This window comes from Rubneribacter badeniensis, from assembly GCF_002899695.1.
GTDB classification, from domain to species: Bacteria; Actinomycetota; Coriobacteriia; order Coriobacteriales; family Eggerthellaceae; genus Rubneribacter; species Rubneribacter badeniensis.
Genome location: NZ_PPEL01000001.1, coordinates 29,340 through 45,059, shown reverse-complemented (window position 1 = coordinate 45,059; position 15,720 = coordinate 29,340). Strand labels below are relative to the sequence as shown.

Annotated in this window: 14 protein-coding genes; all 14 read right to left on the bottom strand. The window is 64.8% G+C overall.

Translation table 11 applies throughout. The features are described from left to right. Positions 1–12: 12 nt before the first annotated feature. Entirely contained in the window at positions 13–852 is an 840-nt protein-coding gene (truA, locus tag C2L80_RS00175) for a tRNA pseudouridine(38-40) synthase TruA (protein ID WP_338049456.1), read from the bottom strand. Between the two features lie 178 nt (positions 853–1,030). Next, positions 1,031–4,492: a DNA polymerase III subunit alpha gene (gene dnaE / locus C2L80_RS00170; RefSeq protein WP_087195415.1), complete on the bottom strand. Its 3,462-nt coding sequence runs from the start codon at positions 4,490–4,492 to the stop codon at positions 1,031–1,033. A 306-nt stretch (positions 4,493–4,798) separates the two neighbouring features. Then, positions 4,799–5,206, bottom strand: coding sequence for an ATP synthase F1 subunit epsilon (gene atpC / locus C2L80_RS00165; protein ID WP_087194658.1), 408 nt, complete (start codon positions 5,204–5,206; stop codon positions 4,799–4,801). Beyond that, positions 5,207–6,658 carry a F0F1 ATP synthase subunit beta gene (gene atpD / locus C2L80_RS00160; protein ID WP_087194659.1) on the bottom strand — a complete coding sequence of 484 codons (1,452 nt, stop codon included), beginning with the start codon at positions 6,656–6,658 and terminating at the stop codon, positions 5,207–5,209. After that, positions 6,659–7,549, bottom strand: coding sequence for an ATP synthase F1 subunit gamma (gene atpG / locus C2L80_RS00155; protein WP_087194676.1), 891 nt, complete (start codon positions 7,547–7,549; stop codon positions 6,659–6,661). A gap of 12 nt (positions 7,550–7,561) precedes the next feature. Next, positions 7,562–9,133: a F0F1 ATP synthase subunit alpha gene (gene atpA, locus C2L80_RS00150; protein ID WP_171900013.1), complete on the bottom strand. Its 1,572-nt coding sequence runs from the start codon at positions 9,131–9,133 to the stop codon at positions 7,562–7,564. Then, on the bottom strand, positions 9,127–9,705 hold the full coding sequence (gene atpH / locus C2L80_RS00145) for an ATP synthase F1 subunit delta (protein ID WP_087194661.1): 579 nt from the start codon (positions 9,703–9,705) through the stop codon (positions 9,127–9,129). Before atpH ends, atpA begins: the two co-directional genes overlap by 7 nt. Then, on the bottom strand, positions 9,695–10,312 hold the full coding sequence (gene atpF / locus C2L80_RS00140; RefSeq protein WP_087194662.1) for a F0F1 ATP synthase subunit B: 618 nt from the start codon (positions 10,310–10,312) through the stop codon (positions 9,695–9,697). Before atpF ends, atpH begins: the two co-directional genes overlap by 11 nt. A 51-nt stretch (positions 10,313–10,363) precedes the next feature. Next, positions 10,364–10,582 carry an ATP synthase F0 subunit C gene (gene atpE / locus C2L80_RS00135; RefSeq protein WP_087194663.1) on the bottom strand — a complete coding sequence of 73 codons (219 nt, stop codon included), beginning with the start codon at positions 10,580–10,582 and terminating at the stop codon, positions 10,364–10,366. A 118-nt stretch (positions 10,583–10,700) separates the two neighbouring features. After that, positions 10,701–11,483 carry a F0F1 ATP synthase subunit A gene (atpB, locus tag C2L80_RS00130; protein WP_087194664.1) on the bottom strand — a complete coding sequence of 261 codons (783 nt, stop codon included), beginning with the start codon at positions 11,481–11,483 and terminating at the stop codon, positions 10,701–10,703. Positions 11,484–11,501: 18 nt separating this feature from the next. Next, positions 11,502–11,783, bottom strand: coding sequence for a hypothetical protein (locus tag C2L80_RS00125; protein ID WP_087194665.1), 282 nt, complete (start codon positions 11,781–11,783; stop codon positions 11,502–11,504). 1,101 nt (positions 11,784–12,884) lie between these two features. Then, positions 12,885–13,346, bottom strand: coding sequence for a deoxycytidylate deaminase (locus tag C2L80_RS00120; protein WP_087194666.1), 462 nt, complete (start codon positions 13,344–13,346; stop codon positions 12,885–12,887). 209 nt (positions 13,347–13,555) lie between these two features. Beyond that, positions 13,556–14,191, bottom strand: a complete 636-nt coding sequence (gene upp / locus C2L80_RS00115) for a uracil phosphoribosyltransferase (protein WP_087195402.1) — start codon at positions 14,189–14,191, stop codon at positions 13,556–13,558. A 226-nt stretch (positions 14,192–14,417) separates the two neighbouring features. Next, the gene (gene glyA, locus C2L80_RS00110; RefSeq protein ID WP_087195403.1) at positions 14,418–15,674 is read right to left on the bottom strand and encodes a serine hydroxymethyltransferase; all 1,257 of its coding nucleotides are present in this window, start codon (positions 15,672–15,674) and stop codon (positions 14,418–14,420) included. Between the last annotated feature and the right edge of the window lie 46 nt (positions 15,675–15,720).

The window sequence follows — 15,720 nt, the reverse complement described above, 5'->3', positions numbered from 1 at the left end:
TATTGTAGCATGTCAGTAGATGACCCTCCAGAAGACCAATCCCTGAGCAGGGGCGTTCTCGCCCGCCGCGCGACGATCGCGCGCCTCGAGCACCTCTTTCACCCAGGCGGCGTCGCGTTGCCCCCGGCCCACCATCACGAGCGTGCCCACGACGGTGCGCACCATCGAGTGCAGAAACGCGTTGCCCACCACCTTGATGGCCATGATGTTCTCGCCCATCACCGTCTCGGGATGGAATGATATCTCGCGGATGTTGCGGTGCGTCGGCTTGCCTTCAGCAGAGGCCGCCATGCAGAAGCTCTTGAAGTCGTGCTCGCCGAGCAGATGGCGCGCCCCGGCCTCCATGGCCGTGATGTCCAGCCCACCGGGCACGAACCACGAGAAGTCCTTCATGAAGATAGGGCTCGTCGAGTCCACGCACAGATGATAGTGGTACTCGCGCGCCTGGGCGTCGAAGCGGGCCGAGAAGCCGGGCTTCTTCGGCTCCACCTCCCGCACGGTGACGGCGTCGTGCGTGAGCGCGTTGAGCGAGCGGCGCAGCGAGGGAAGCGAGCGCCCTCCCAGATCGAGGTCGTTCACATCGAAGCTCACCACTTGGCCGAGCGCATGCACGCCGGCATCGGTGCGCCCGGCGCACGTCGTCTCCACATCGCGCTTGAACAGCAGTCGCAAAGCGTCTTCAAGATCGCCTTGCACGGTCAGCTGCCCAGGTTGCCGGGCGAACCCGGCGAACGGCGCGCCGTTGTAGGAGAGCGTGAGCGCAAGCGTGTGCTCGCGGACGGGTTTGTCGGCAACGGCCGCATGCGCGTCATCGCGCTCGCGCGCTGCGTTGGCCGAGGGAATGGGTGTCATGGTATGCGTATTCATAGCCCGTAATGATAAACGAAGCGGCTCGATCCGCAAGACCGAGCCGCCCGCCGCTTGCCAAACTGTTATATGCGCGCACAGGTCGTTCGCAACGCCAGCGGGAAGCGTTGCGGCGCTTCGCAGCGCCAAACCGCTCCCCCGTCCGTCTCGGAACGGCAGACCCTTACGAGGCTCGCCACACCTGGGTTCCGAAAAGCTCCTGAAGCTCGGAGCGCATGATGGGGCTGCGGGAGTCCACCGACACAGGCAGCTCGGCGCGGAACTTGTGGCCGTCGTTCTGCTGAACGAACAGCACTACCCCGTCCCGCCCCGGATACGAGCGCAGGATGCGGTTGAGCCGCAGCGACTTCGCCTGGTCGAAGTCGGCCATGGGCACGCGCAGCTCAAGGTGCGAGGGGCGCGCGTCGGCATCGCTCAATTCGATGGCCTCCACCTCGAACGCCATGATCTGGTTGCCGCGGTCGTTGTGCTCGAACTTGCCCTTGACCTTCACGATGGCGTCTTCCTGAATGGCCTCGGCGTTCTCGTCGTACTTGAAGCAGATGGCCTCGATGTGCCCCGTCGTGTCCTCCAGCGTGAACGTGGCCATCTTCGTGCCGCGTTTCGTGAGCTTCGTCACCACGTTCGAGATCATGCCCACGAACACCGCGGACTTGATCTCCTTCGTGCGCTCGGCCAAGTCGCCCAGCTGGTACTTCGTCATGCGCGCGATGGCGTTCTCGTACGGACGCAGGGGGTGATCCGAGACGTAGATCTTCATGATCTCCTTCTCGTAGGACAGAAGCTGGCGCTTCGGCCACTCGACGCCGTCCGGCTTCGGCACCTCCTCCTCGAAGCCCGAGTCGGGATCGTCGGCGAACAGGTCGAACATCGACACCTGGCCCCTATCGCGGTCCTTCTGGCGCTTGGAAGCGCTCTCAAGAAGCGGCGTCTCGTCCACGAAGTACATGAGCTGCTTGCGCGTGTAGCCCGTCGAATCGAACGCCCCGCCTTTGATGAGAGCTTCGAGCGTCTTGCGGTTGTAGCACTTCGCGTCGAGGCGGTTCACGAAGTCGTGCAGGCTCGTGTACGGGCCGTTGGCCTCGCGCTCGGCGATGATGGCCTCGGCCACGTTCGCACCCACGCCGCGCACGCCCACCAAGCCGAAGCGGATGCCGTCGTCGGTGGGCGTGAACTCCGCGTTCGAGGAGTTGATGTCCGGCGGCAGCACCGGCGTGCCGTTGTGGTTGCAGCTGGAAATGTAGCGGATGAGGCGGTCGGTGTTGCCCATGTAGGACGACAGCACGGCGGCCATGAAGTCGTTCGGGTAGTGCGCCTTCAGATACGCCGTGCGCATGACGAGGATCGCGTAGGCGGCCGAGTGCGATTTGTTGAACGCGTACTTCGCGAACTTCTCCGCATCGTCCCAGATCTGCTTGGCGATCTCGAGCGAATAGCCGTTCTCCACGGCGCCGGTGTTCCAATCCTCCTGCAGCGCACGCATGACGTCGAGCTTCTTTTTGCCCATGGCCTTGCGCAGCTTGTCGGCCTTGCCGGCCGAGAAGCCGCTCATGGCCATGGATATCTGCATGATCTGCTCTTGGTAGACCATGGTGCCGTACGTCTCCTCCAAGATGGGGCGAAGACGCTCGTCGTAGTAGTGGATGGCGGTCTTGCCGCTGGCCACCTTCACGTAGTCGTCTACCATGCCGGACTCGAGCGGGCCCGGACGGTTGAGCGCGATGGAGGCGACGATGTCCGAGAAGCGCGTGGGTGGCAGACGGGAGAACAGGCCCACGTACAGCGCGCCCTCCACCTGGAACAGGCCGTCCATGTTGCCGGAGCGCATGAGCGCGAACGCCTTCTCGTCGTCGATGGGGATCTCCTCGGGCACGATCTTCGTGCCGAAGCGCCGCTCAACATTGCGGCACGCCATCGTCAGCACGTCGAGCGTGCGCAGGCCGAGGAAGTCCATCTTCAGAAGCCCCAGATCGGGCGTGTAGTGGCCGTCGTACTGGGTGATGATGCCGCCGCCTTTGGTGTCGCGCTTCATGGGCACGTGGTCGCTCATGGGATCGCGGCAGATGATGGTGGCGCACGCGTGCACGCCCTCGCCACGTATATGGCCCTCGATGGAGCGCGCGGCGTCGATGATGACCCTCACGTCCTCTTCGGTCTCGTAGGCCTTCTTGAGGTCGGGGTTCGTGTCGAGCGCCTTGTCGATGGTGATGCCCAGCTCGTCGCCGATCATCTTGCAGATGCGGTCGCCCACGCCGTAGGGATAGTCCATCACGCGCGCGGCGTCGCGCACGGCGTTTTTCGCCTGGAGGGTGCCGAACGTGATGACCTGGGACACGTGGTCCTCTCCGTACACGTCCTTGATGTGGTTGATTACCTCTTCGCGGCGACCCTGCTCGAAGTCGACGTCGATATCGGGCATCTCCACGCGCTCGGGAGACAGGAAACGCTCGAACAGCAGTCCGTTCGAAAGCGGGTCGAGGGCGGTGATGCCCATGGCGTAGGCCACGATGGCGCCTGCGGCCGAGCCACGGCCCGGACCGACGCCGATGCCCTGGCTGCGCGCCCACTCGATGTACTCCTGCACGATGAGGAAGTACGCCGGGAAGCCCTGCTGGATGATGATGCCCATTTCGTAGTCGGCGCGCTCCTGAGCCTCCGGAGGCACCGGTTCGCCATAGCACTTGACGAGGCCCTCCTGCACGCGCTTGCGAAACCAGCTCTCCTCCGTCTCGCCCTCGGGCAGGGGGAACCGCGGCAGGATGGAGTCGCGCTCGAGCACGACGTCGCACTTCTCGGCCACCTCCACCGTGGTGTCGCACGCCTCGGGAAAGTCCTTGAGGGCTTCGCGCATCTCCTCCTCGGTCTTCATGTAGAACTGGTCGTTCTCGAAACGCAGCCGGTTCGTGTCGTTCACGGCCGCGCCCGAGCTGATGCACAGCAGGTAGTCCTGGGCCTTCGCGTCCTCTTTCGTGAGATAGTGGAAATCGTTCGTGGCGATGGTCTTGAGGCCGGCGGCTTTCGCCACGTCGGTGAGCATGTGGTTGAGCTCGGTCTGCGTGAATCCCGCATCCGTGCGGACACCCTGGTTCTGCAGCTCGATGTAGAAGTCCCCCGGATCGAAGCAGCTGGCGAACTTGTTGGCCCACGCCACCGCCTCGTCGAACTGGCGGTTGTCGAGCAGTTTCGGAATGATGCCCGCGATGCACGCCGACGAGCCGATGATGCCCTTGCCGTACTTCTGCAGCATGGAGAACGTGGTGCGCGGCTTGTAGTAGAAGTTATCGACGTGCGACTCGCTGACGAGCTTCACGAGGTTGTGGTACCCCTCGTTCGTCTTGGCCAGCAGAAGCAGGTGGTAGAGCTTGGGTTTGACGTCCTTACGCAGCTCCTCGTCGGTGGTGAAGTACACCTCGCAGCCGTAGATGGGCTTGACGCGCTTGCCCGTCTCGGCCTCCACCTTGTCGCACATCTCGCACAGCTGCGGCACGCCGGACATCACGCCGTGGTCGGTGACCGCGACCGCCGGCATGTCGAGATCGGCAGCGCGCCTGACCATGTCGTAGATGTGCGTGTGGCCGTCGAGCAGGGAGTACTCGGTGTGGTTGTGCAGGTGAACGAATGCCATATCTTGTGCCTCGAATCCGTCGCAGATGCGCTCTTGTGTCGTTGCCATGATACCAGCATCCCTTGTTCCCCGCATCGAACAAACGATGGTTTTCAAAAGAAGGTTGCGGACGGAGCGCCTCGCGCCCGTTGTCGCCCGAAAGACACGGTTTCGCGACCAAAATCGTGTCTTTCGGGCGACAACGGGCGCGAACGCAAGGAAGGCCCCCTCGCGGGAGCCTTCCTTCGCTTCTTTTCACAACCGCAGCGCATCGAACGCTCGCGTTGCCAAACGATCGCACGCTGCGGATCGTGGAGCGCTCGCGCCTTACGCGGCCTGGGCGACCTTGAGCTGGACGTCGCACCACGCCTTGTCGGCGGGAAGCGTCGTCTTGGCGGCCTCCTGCTCGGAGAGCGTCGCAAGCTCGGCCTCGATGGCTGCCAGGCGCTCGCGCACCTGAGCGACATCGATGTCGGCCGAGGGGAGCGCGCGGTCGGCGAGGATGATCACCTTGCCGTCGCCCACCTCCACGTAGCCGCCCTGCAAGGCGTAGCGCCTCACCTCGCCGTCGGCAGCGCTCATGCGCACCTCGCCGTCGGCCAGCACCGACACGAGAGGCGCATGGCCCGCGAGAAAGCCCATCTCGCCCTCGACGCCGGGCACGACGACCAGCGTCGCCTCCTCGGAGACGAGCCTGGCCCTCGGCGTCACGATGTCGCACATGAACCCAGCCATTTACGCTTCCTTCTTCATCTCTTCGTACGCTGCGTAGACGTCGTCGATGGAGCCCTTCAAGCGGAAGCACTGCTCGGGGATCTCGTCGCACTCGCCGTCCAGGATGGCGGCGAAGGAGCGGATGGTGTCCTCGAGCTTCACGTACTTGCCCGGCAGGCCCGTGAACTGCTCGGCCACATGGAAGCACTGGCCGAAGAACTGCTGCGCCTTGCGGGCGCGGTTCACGACGAGTTTCTGCTCTTCGGACAGCTCGTCCATGCCGAGGATGGCGATGATGTCCTGCAGGTCCTTGTAGTTCTGCAGAAGCTCCTGGATGCCCGTCGCCACGCGGTAATGCTCCTCGCCCACGATCTGCGGGTCGAGCGCGCGGGAGGTGGACTCCAGCGGGTCGACGGCCGGGTAGATGCCCAGCTCCGCGATGGAGCGGGACAGAACCGTCTTCGCGTCGAGGTGCGTGAACGTCGTGGCCGGCGCCGGGTCGGTCAGGTCGTCGGCGGGCACGTACACGGCCTGCACCGACGTGATGGAGCCGGTGGAGGTCGACGTGATGCGCTCCTGCAGATCGCCCATCTCGGTGGCCAGCGTGGGTTGGTAGCCCACGGCGGAGGGCATGCGGCCCAGAAGCGCGGACACCTCGGAGCCGGCCTGCGTGAAGCGGAAGATGTTGTCCACGAACAGAAGCACGTCTTGGCCCTGATCGCGGAAGTACTCGGCCTCGGTGAGGCCCGCGAGGCCCACGCGCAGACGCGCTCCCGGAGGCTCGTTCATCTGACCGTACACGAGGCAGGTCTTGTTGATGACGCCCGAGTCGCTCATCTCGAGGTACAGGTCGGTGCCCTCGCGGGTGCGCTCGCCCACGCCCGTGAACACCGACGTGCCGCCGTGCTCCTGGGCCAGGTTGTTGATGAGCTCCTGGATGATGACGGTCTTGCCCACGCCGGCACCGCCGAAGAGTCCCGTCTTGCCGCCCTTGACGAAGGGCTCGACGAGGTCGATGGCCTTGATGCCGGTCTCGAAGATCTCGGTCGTCGTGGTCAGCTCGTCGTAGTCGGGAGCCGGACGGTGGATGGGCATGTAGCCCGACACTTCGGGCATGGGCTTCTCGTCGACCGGCTCGCCCATCACGTTCCAGATGCGGCCGAGCGTCTCAGGGCCGACCGGCATCATGATGGGATGGCCCGTGTCGACGACCTCGAGCCCGCGGACGAGGCCGTCCGTCGAGCTCATGGCCACCGAGCGGACGAGGTTGCCCGGCAGGTGGGTCTCGACCTCGAGGACGACGTGAAGGTCGCCCGCGGAGGTCTTCGCATCAACCGTCAGCGCGTTGTAGATCGCCGGCAGCTGATCGGGAGGGAACTCGACGTCCACGACCGGGCCGACGATGCGCACGATGCGCCCCGCCGCGCCTTTGGTGGCTTCGAGCTCCTCCTTCGAAAACATGTGTTCAGCCATTTATTCCTCCAAAGCCGCTGCGCCACCGACGATCTCGGAGATCTCCGTCGTGATAGCGCCCTGGCGTACGCGGTTATACAGTCTGGTCAGCGTTTCGACCATTTCGGTGGCGTTGTCCGTCGCCGACATCATGGCGTTGCGGCGCGCGCCCTGCTCGGCCGCAGCCGAGTCGATGAGCGCATGGTAGAGCGTCGTGCGCACGTAGGCCGGCAGCAGACGATCCAAGACGGCGTCGGCGCTCGGCTCGAAGATCACGTCGCTCTCGAGCTTCGAGCCCTCCCCCGTCGCGGCGCCGGCTTCGAGCGCCGAAGCGTCCACCGGCAGCACGCGCTCCTCGCGAAGCTGCTGCTCGGCGGCGTTCTTCGCATGGTTGTACACGACGACGACCTCGTCGATCTCGCCGTTCACGTACCCGTCGATGGCCAAGGCGGCGATGGCCGAGGCCTCCTCCACCGTGGGGTCGGCGGACAGGTCCGCGAACTTGAGCACCGGCTCCACCTTGCGGTAGGTGTAGTACCCGACGGCCTTCTTGCCGCAGGCGACGACCTTCACGGCCGCGCCCGCCGCTTGCCTGTCCCTCATAAGGCGGTCGACGTGCCGCAGCACGTTGCTGTTGAAGCCGCCGGCCAGACCGCGGTCCGACACGACGACCACCACGAGCACGTTCTTGACCTCGTCATGCGCGCGCAAAAGCGCGTTCTCGGAGCCACCTACACGCTTGGCGACGTCGGCCAGCATCTCGACCATGGACTCGGAGTAGGGCGTGGCGTCCTGCACACGCTCGTTCGCGCGGCGGATCTTCGCCGCGGCCACCATCTCCATGGTGCGCGTGATCTGCTTCGTCGAGGAGACGGAGTTGATACGCCGTTCTATGTCGTGAAGGTTGGGCATCATCCACCGCCTTTACGCCGAGGGAGCGAACTGCAGCTTGAACGCCTCGATCGCCGCGTTCAGATCCGTCTCGATGGCGTCGGTGAACTTGCGTTCCTTCTCAAGCGCCTCGAACACCTCGGCCTTGGAGGCGTGGAGGTAGTCGATGAGCTCGCCGCGGAAGCGCACGACGTCGCCGACCGGGATGTCGTCGAGGTAGCCGTGGCCGCCCGCGTAGATGGCGACCGCCTGGTCCATGACGGGCATCGGGTTGTAGCGGCCCTGCTTCAGAAGCTCGGTCATATGGGCGCCGCGGTTCAGCTGGTCTTGCGTGGCCTTGTCCAGGTCGCTGCCGAACTGCGTGAACGCCTTGAGCTCGCGGTAGGCGGCCAAATCGAGGCGCAGCGTGCCGGCAACCTGCTTCATGGCCTTCACCTGCGCGGACCCGCCGACGCGCGACACGGAGATGCCGACGTCGACAGCGGGGCGCTGGCCCTGGAAGAACAGGTCGGTCTGCAGGTAGATCTGGCCGTCGGTGATGGAGATGACGTTCGTCGGGATGTAGGCGGACACGTCGCCGGCCTGCGTCTCGATGATCGGGAGCGCCGTGAGCGAACCCGCGCCCATCTCGTCGGACATCTTCACCGCGCGCTCCAGCAGACGGGAGTGCAGGTAGAAGATGTCGCCCGGATACGCTTCGCGTCCCGGCGGGCGGCGCAGCGTGAGCGACATCTGGCGGTAGGCCACGGCCTGCTTGGTCAGGTCGTCGTAGATGCACAGCACATGGCGGCCCGGGTTCTCCGGACCGGCCGCCTCGCCGTTCTCGCCCGTGTAGATGAAGTACTCGCCCATGGCGGCGCCCGCCATCGGGGCGATGTACTGCAAGGGGGCGGAGTCGGACGCGGAGGCGTTCACGATGATCGTGTACTCCATCGCGCCGTGCTTCTCAAGCGTCTCCACCACGCCGGCCACCGTGGAGGCCTTCTGGCCCACGGCGACGTAGATGCAGATCATGCCCTTGCCCTTTTGGTTGATGATGGCGTCGACCGCGATGGCGGTCTTGCCGGTCTGGCGGTCGCCGATGATGAGCTCGCGCTGACCGCGGCCGATCGGGATCATCGAGTCCACGGCCAGGATGCCGGTCTGCATCGGCTCCTCGACGGGCTGGCGGTAGATGACGCCGGGGGCCTTGAACTCCACCGGGCGCATGCCCTCGGCCTGGATGGGGCCCTTGCCGTCGATCGGCACGCCGAGCGGGTTCACCACGCGGCCGAGCAAGCCCTTGCCCGAAGGCACCTGAACCAGACGACCGGTCGTCTTGACCTGGTCGTTCTCCTTGATTGCGGTGACGTCACCCAAAAGCACGGCGCCGACTTCGTCCTCTTCGAGGTTCTGGGCCATGCCGTAGACGACCTGGCCGTCGGAACCGACGAACTCGAGCAGCTCGCCCGCCATGGCGTCTTTCAGCCCGTCGACGCGCGCGATGCCGTCGCCGATCTGGATGACCGTGCCGACCTCGCGGGATTCGACGCTCGTGTTGAGCGCGTCGAGCTGCTGGCGCAGTGCCTCGTCAATAGACTTCGCGGTGATTTCAGTCACTAGCATTCACCTCCATCTGTTGATAGTTTGAGCACGTTGCGAGCGTTTTCCAGCTGCGACAGGACGCTTGCGTCGATGCGCTTGCCGTTCGCACTCATCAATATGCCGCCGAGCAGGGACTTGTCGATGTGCTCGCGCAACACGACCTTGGTGCCCAAGTCGGCTTCGGCTTTCCTTACAATGACCTCGCGCAGATGATCGTCCAGCTCGACGACGGTCGTGACGTCGACGACGGTGACGTTCAGCTTGCGTTCGAGCTGCTCTCCGTAGCTGGCCCATACGCGCGACAGCAACGCGAAGTCCCCGCGCTCGGCCATGACGGCCAGAACGTCCACGAGGACCGGATGGCATTGCGCGAACACGCTGCGCGCAAGGCCGTTTCTCTGCTCGGGCGTATAGGAGCTGTCCTCCAAGGCGCTGGAGAGGTCCATGTTCGAACGCGCGGCGCGCATGACGCGCTCGGCCTGGTCGCGGACCTCGAGCACGGCGTCTTGGCCACCTGCCTCGTATGCGCCGTCCAGAAGGGCCGACGCATACGCCGCGACCTTTTCCCTGAGAACATGGCGGCTAGTTGGCATTGAAACTGCCCGCCTCGTTCACGTAGCGCTCGATGACCTTGCGGTGCGCCTCGTCGCTCAGATCCTCGCCGATCAGGCGGGAAGCGACGGCGACGGACAGGTCGGCAACCGAGCCCTGCAGATCGGAGATGGCGGCCTTCTTCTCCGCCTCGATGGCGGCATGGGCCTTCTCGATCATCGTGGCGGCCTCGGCCTGCGCCTTGTCGGTGATGTCGGCCTTCACGGCCTCGCCGGTCTTCTTGGCGTCGGCGACGATCTGGGCGGCCTGGGCCTTCGCGTCCTCGAGCTGGCGCTTGTACTCCTCGAGCACGCGCTCGCTCTCGATGCGGGCCTGCTCGGACTTCTCGAGGGAATCCTTGATCGTCTCTTCGCGCTTCTCCAGCATGGCCTCGAACTTCGGCCAGCCGACCTTGGCGAGGACGGCCCACAGGACGATGAAGATGACGAGCATGGGGACGAATTCCAGCGGATCAGGCAGGATCGCGCTGATGCCGCCCGATTCGCCCTCGCTGGCGAACGCGAGCGCAGGGAAGGCCGCCGTCGCGCCCACGCCGCCGATGACGGCGAGGCCGATGCGGTGCCGTGCCTCTTTCGCTCTAGCTTTCACGTACGTACCTCCTTTTAGCCTTAAACGGCGAATGTCCGAATGAGGCTCGTTCTACACGATGAAGGTAAGCACGAAGCCGATGAGGCCGAGGGCCTCGGCGAGAGCGGCGCCGATGATGAAGTTCGTGAACAGGCGGCCCTGCAGTTCGGGCTGGCGGGCGGTTGCGACGCAGCAGCCGTAGCAGGCGATGCCGATGCCCAGGCCAGGGCCGATCGTCGACAGGCCGTAGCCCACGAGCTTCAGAGCGTCGATGACGAGAGTTCCGTCCATGTGTCTCCTCCTTTACCGTCTTTGGGCCTCTCCCAAAGACTCCAGTACGACTATGTCCACGGCGTTGCATGCCGAAGGAACCGAAACGGGTGCGGCGGGTGCGCCGCGCGGATGCGACCTAGTGGTCGGACGTGGCGAGGCCGATGTACACGGCGCTCAGGATGGTGAACACGTACGCCTGCAGAAACGCGACGAGCACCTCGAGCGCGTACATGGCGAACAGGAACAGCACCCAAGCGATAGAGATGGCCCCGTCCACCGGCGCCCCCTGTATGGCGCTGCCGATGAACATGCTCGTGAGCAGCGCGAAGATACCGAGCACCATGTGGCCCGCGAACATGTTGCCGTACAGTCGCACGGCGAGCGTCAGCACGCGCAGCACCGTCGAGAACAGCTCGAGGAACCACACGAGCGGGACCATGACCACGGGCAGGCCCGACGGAGCGAACGACTTGAGGTAGCCGCCGAGCCCCTTGGCCCTGATGCCCCAGTAGATGAAGTACACGAACGAGATGGCCGCCAGCGCCCAGGTGATGGAGATGGAGCCGGTGGGCGTCTTGCAGCCCGGAATGAGCCCCACGAAGTTGCTGATGAGGATGAAGAAGAACAGCGTGGCCAGAAACGGCAGGTGCCTCTTGTAGCCGTGGCCGATGGCGCTCTCCCCCATGTCCTTCTTCACGAACTCGTAGCCGTACTCGACCATGCTCGCGAATTTGTTCGTGGGGATGAGCGTGAGACGCTTGGAGGCGGCGAGCACCACCGCGAGCGTGATGAGGAAGCAGATGATCATCCACAGCACGTACTGGGTCATGCCGAACGACCCCGAGCCGAACACGAAAGCCGAATCGAACGAATGCTGGAGATGGGGCACCTGCTCCGCAAGGGACTCAAGAGGGTTCACGTGTCTTACCTTTCCATCCTACTTCCGCACCAGTTTACTGAAACCGAAGGCCACGGCCGCAATGCACAGGGCCGCAACCTCGGCGAGAACGAACGGCAAAACCAGATCGCGCGCGAGGGCCACGCAGGCGATGGCGGCGGCGAAAATCACGATAACCGAGACCAGCACGCCAAGAAGCAGGGCCCCTGCGTGCCCCAGGTTGCTGGTATCGGTTACTCGTCTCGTCATACGCAGCCCTGCGACCAGGGGCAAAAACCCCGCGATGCCAAAGAGCGCGCCCACCACGATAGCTGCTGCCATGTCCTGCTTTCCCGCCGGCCGCACGGCATGCGCGTGCGAATCCTATCAAGCCGTAACGTATGATAGCCGAACTTACCGCCCCGCTCACGATAAGGTAACAAATTCCTACAAAAATCGGGCGAGCGGTCTTAAAACCGGGCAGAAAACTGCATAAAGCGGGCGACATGATCCCAATAACCGCATATTTTCGATGCGCGGGCGACGACTCCATGTTAAGCCAGGATTGGCAGAGGCCGGGTCAGCCCGCCGAGCGAGATCCTGCCAACGCTTCGGAAGGCCCCGTCCTTCGGGCGAGAAGGGGACTTCCGAAGCGCCCGGCCAGGGAAGCTCGACTCGATACTGGGCGAACACGAGCCCGTGTCGATTTCGGATTGGCATAGAGGGCGACGAATCAGCGCGGGGCTCGATGCGCCGCGCAAATCGTCGCACGCAAGCAATGGCTTGGGCGCGGACGACAAGCGGCAGACGCGGGCGGCGCGGGCTACGAACAGACGAGCGAGCGCTTCGCAAGGCCCAGAAAAGGAGGCTCCCACTGCGTTGCCATGCGCGTCCATATTCCCCTCCTGGGATTTTGCCGGCAGACGAACGATGCGGGCGACATGAAGGGCCTTGCGATGTCGCAAGCGGGCGATTCTCGCGCCGAGAGGCGAGCGCGAAAAGCGGCGTCGCCTCAGCCGCCGCGTCCTTCCGAATACGGCGATTACCGATCCGTCATTTGCAAGCAAGCAAAGCCACCCCCGCGGTCGCCAACCGGACGTTTCCGCACCGCGACCCTAAGAGGAGCCGCTTCGGTAATGAATCGGCTGAAATTTTCCGATATTGTACCACAAGCCGCGCGAAGACAACTCAAAGCGCCTGGGAAAGCCTCTTTCCCCTTCGTTTCGGTACATTATTTCGAAAAAACTCCCATTTATTTACCGCAACGCGCGCAAGAACGCCTCGGAGCTAACGGCACGGTGCAATATCGTCGGAAATCAGCCGATTCTTTACCGTGTCGCGAAAGAAGGATTCGACGAAAGCTTCAAATGCCATGAAGGAACGGAAGCGAAACGGGAAAGCGGACTGACACCGAAGCAGAACCTCCAGCGCTCCCCTTCCGCGTCACCCTTCGAACACGCGCAGCTTCATGCCGGCCTCTTCGAGCATGGACATAGCCAGCTCGTCGGGGTACGGATTTTGGTAGACGATCTCCTCGATGCCGGCGTTGATGAGCATCTTCGCGCACACGACGCAGGGCTGCGTGTTCACATAGATAGACGCGCCCGTGATGTTGATGCCGTAGCGCGCCGCCTGGATGATGGCGTTCTGCTCGGCGTGCAGACCGCGGCAGATCTCGTGGCGCTGGCCGCTCGGCACGCCGAGCTGTTGGCGCAAACAGCCCGTCTCGGCGCAGTGGCGCATGCCGGTGGGCACGCCGTTGTAGCCCGTGGCCAGGATGCGGCGATCTTTCACGATGACGGCCCCCACCCCGCGCCGCATGCACGTGGTGCGCGTGGCCACCTCGTTCGCCAGCTTCATGAAGTACTCGTCCCAGCTGGGACGGTGGTCAAGCGGCTCGGTCATGGTTTTCATCCTTCCTGGTCCAGCAAAGTCAGCGAGAAGCGTCGAGGTGTCCGAGATCGCCCCGTTTCGCGAGCGAGCGTGCTTTTACACGCGAGGGCGGGCGGGATCGGGCGCATCGACGCTTCGCAGCGTCGAGCAGTTCCACCGTCCGGCAGGACGCTTCTGTCCCCGCTCGGACGCATAGCCAGGGAAACAACAGTCTCCGGACGCTATTTCGTGCCGAAGATGCGGTCGCCGGCGTCTCCGAGGCCGGGGACGATGTAGGCATGGTCGTTCAACCCCTCGTCGATGGCGCAGGTGTAGATGCGCACGTCGGGGTCGGCGGCGAGCACGGCCTCGATGCCGGCGGGAGCCGCCACGAGCACCATGAGTTTGACGTTCTTCACGCCGATCTTGCGCAGGTACTGGATGGCGGCCACGGCCGAGCCGCCGGTGGCGAGCATGGGGTCCACCACGAGCACGTCGCGCTCGGCGATGCTGTCGGGCATCTTCGCGTAGTACTCGTGCGGCTCGTGCGTCTCGGGGTCGCGGTACATGCCGAGGTGCCCCACGAACGTCGAGGGCATGAGCTCCTGCACGCCCTCCACCATGCCGAGGCCGGCGCGCAGGATGGGAACGATGACCATCTTCTTGCCGGCCACCTGCTTGCACGTGGTCTTGCAGATGGGCGTTTCCACCTCCACGTCCTCGAGGGCGAGGTCGCGCGTGGCCTCGTAGCCCTCGAACAGGGCGAGCTCGCGCACGAGGGCGCGGAAGTCCTTCGAGGACGTGTCCTTGCTGCGCAGCTTGGACAGCTTGTGCTGCACCATGGGGTGGTCGACCACCGTAACGCGTTCGTAAGGCATGGTTTGCTTCCTTTCAATCCCGGGCGGGGTGGGCGGGCACGGCGCCCAGTCGCTCGGGCAGTCCTGGCTCGTGCGAACAGCCCGCTGGGCTGTTCGGCTCGTGCGGAACTCGCTTGGCGGGTACCGCGCCGGCCCGCCCTTCTTGCCTGATTGTCAACCTGCAAGGCAGAACGGAACGCGCACTCCTTTTCGGGATGGGGGTCCGTCCCCGGTCTTGCTTTTATCGCTAGTAATCCAACTCCGGATAAAGGGGGTGGGCGGCTAGGAGGGCGTCCACCTTCGCGCGAACGTCGGCGAGCTTGGCGTCGTTCTCGGCATTGAACACCGTGGCGGCGATGAGCTGGCCCACCTCGTAGAAGTCGTCGGCGGTGAAGCCGCGCGTGGTGGCCGCGGCCGATCCCACGCGGATGCCGCTCGTGACGAACGGGCTGCGCGTCTCGTTGGGGATGGCGTTCTTGTTCACCGTGAGGCCCACGCCCTCGAGCAGCTTCTCGGCGTCCTTGCCGGTGACGTCGGCGGCCGTGAGGTCCACGAGGCACAGGTGGTTGTCGGTGCCGCCGGACACGAGGCGCAGGCCGCCGTCCAGCATGCCCTGGCCGAGCGCGCGGGCGTTCTCCACGACGCGCGCGATGTACTCCTTGTAGGCGGGCTGCTGGGCCTCGCCGAACGCGACGGCCTTGCCGGCGATGACGTGCATGAGCGGGCCGCCCTGCGCGCCGGGGAACACGGCCTTGTCGATGCGCTTCGCGATGCCCTCGTCGTTCGTGAGGATGAAGCCGCCGCGCGGGCCGCGCAGCGTCTTGTGGCTCGTAGACGTCACGACGTCGGCGTGCGGCACGGGGCTCGGGTGCGCGCCCGCGGCCACAAGGCCGGCGATGTGCGCCATGTCCACCATGAAGTACGCGTCCACTTCTCGGGCGATGGCGGCCATGCGCTCGAAGTCGATGATGCGCGGGTACGCGCTCGCGCCGCCCACGATGAGCTTGGGGCGCACCTCCTTGGCGATGCGCTCCACCTCGTCGTAGTCGATGGTCTCCGTCTCGGGATCCACGCCGTAGCTGGCGAAATTGTAGTAGCGCCCCGAGAAGTTCACCGGCGAGCCGTGCGTGAGGTGCCCGCCCTGGTCGAGGCTCATGCCGAGCACCGTGTCGCCGAGCTCCAAGAGCGCCGTGTACGCGCCGAAGTTCGCGTTGGCTCCGCAATGGGGCTGCACGTTCGCGAAGTTCGCGCCGAAGAGCGCGCACGCGCGGTCGCGCGCGAGGTCTTCCACGATATCGACCTTCTCGCAGCCGCCGTAGTAGCGCTTGCGCGGGTAGCCCTCGGCGTACTTGTTCGTGAGCACGCTGCCCACGGCCTCGAGCACGGCGGGCGACGTGAAGTTCTCCGAGGCGATGAGCTCCACGGAGTCGCGCTCGCGCGCGAGCTCCTGGCGAAGCGCGTCGGCGACGGCCGGGTCGGCCTCGGGCAGGTAGGTCAAGGGCATAAAGGCTCCTTTCAAGGCGAGGGGTTTCACCGGTATGCTAGCACAG

What these genes read in the sequence shown, in the direction of transcription:
- truA (WP_338049456.1), bottom strand. Translation starts at nt 852, where the DNA reads ATGACACCCATTCCCTCGGCCAACGCAGCGCGCGAGCGCGATGACGCG.
- dnaE (WP_087195415.1), bottom strand. Translation starts at nt 4,492, where the DNA reads ATGGCATTCGTTCACCTGCACAACCACACCGAGTACTCCCTGCTCGAC.
- atpC (WP_087194658.1), bottom strand. Translation starts at nt 5,206, where the DNA reads ATGGCTGGGTTCATGTGCGACATCGTGACGCCGAGGGCCAGGCTCGTC.
- atpD (WP_087194659.1), bottom strand. Translation starts at nt 6,658, where the DNA reads ATGGCTGAACACATGTTTTCGAAGGAGGAGCTCGAAGCCACCAAAGGC.
- atpG (WP_087194676.1), bottom strand. Translation starts at nt 7,549, where the DNA reads ATGCCCAACCTTCACGACATAGAACGGCGTATCAACTCCGTCTCCTCG.
- atpA (WP_171900013.1), bottom strand. Translation starts at nt 9,133, where the DNA reads ATGCTAGTGACTGAAATCACCGCGAAGTCTATTGACGAGGCACTGCGC.
- atpH (WP_087194661.1), bottom strand. Translation starts at nt 9,705, where the DNA reads ATGCCAACTAGCCGCCATGTTCTCAGGGAAAAGGTCGCGGCGTATGCG.
- atpE (WP_087194663.1), bottom strand. Translation starts at nt 10,582, where the DNA reads ATGGACGGAACTCTCGTCATCGACGCTCTGAAGCTCGTGGGCTACGGC.
- C2L80_RS00125 (WP_087194665.1), bottom strand. Translation starts at nt 11,783, where the DNA reads ATGGCAGCAGCTATCGTGGTGGGCGCGCTCTTTGGCATCGCGGGGTTT.
- C2L80_RS00120 (WP_087194666.1), bottom strand. Translation starts at nt 13,346, where the DNA reads ATGACCGAGCCGCTTGACCACCGTCCCAGCTGGGACGAGTACTTCATG.
- upp (WP_087195402.1), bottom strand. Translation starts at nt 14,191, where the DNA reads ATGCCTTACGAACGCGTTACGGTGGTCGACCACCCCATGGTGCAGCAC.
- glyA (WP_087195403.1), bottom strand. Translation starts at nt 15,674, where the DNA reads ATGCCCTTGACCTACCTGCCCGAGGCCGACCCGGCCGTCGCCGACGCG.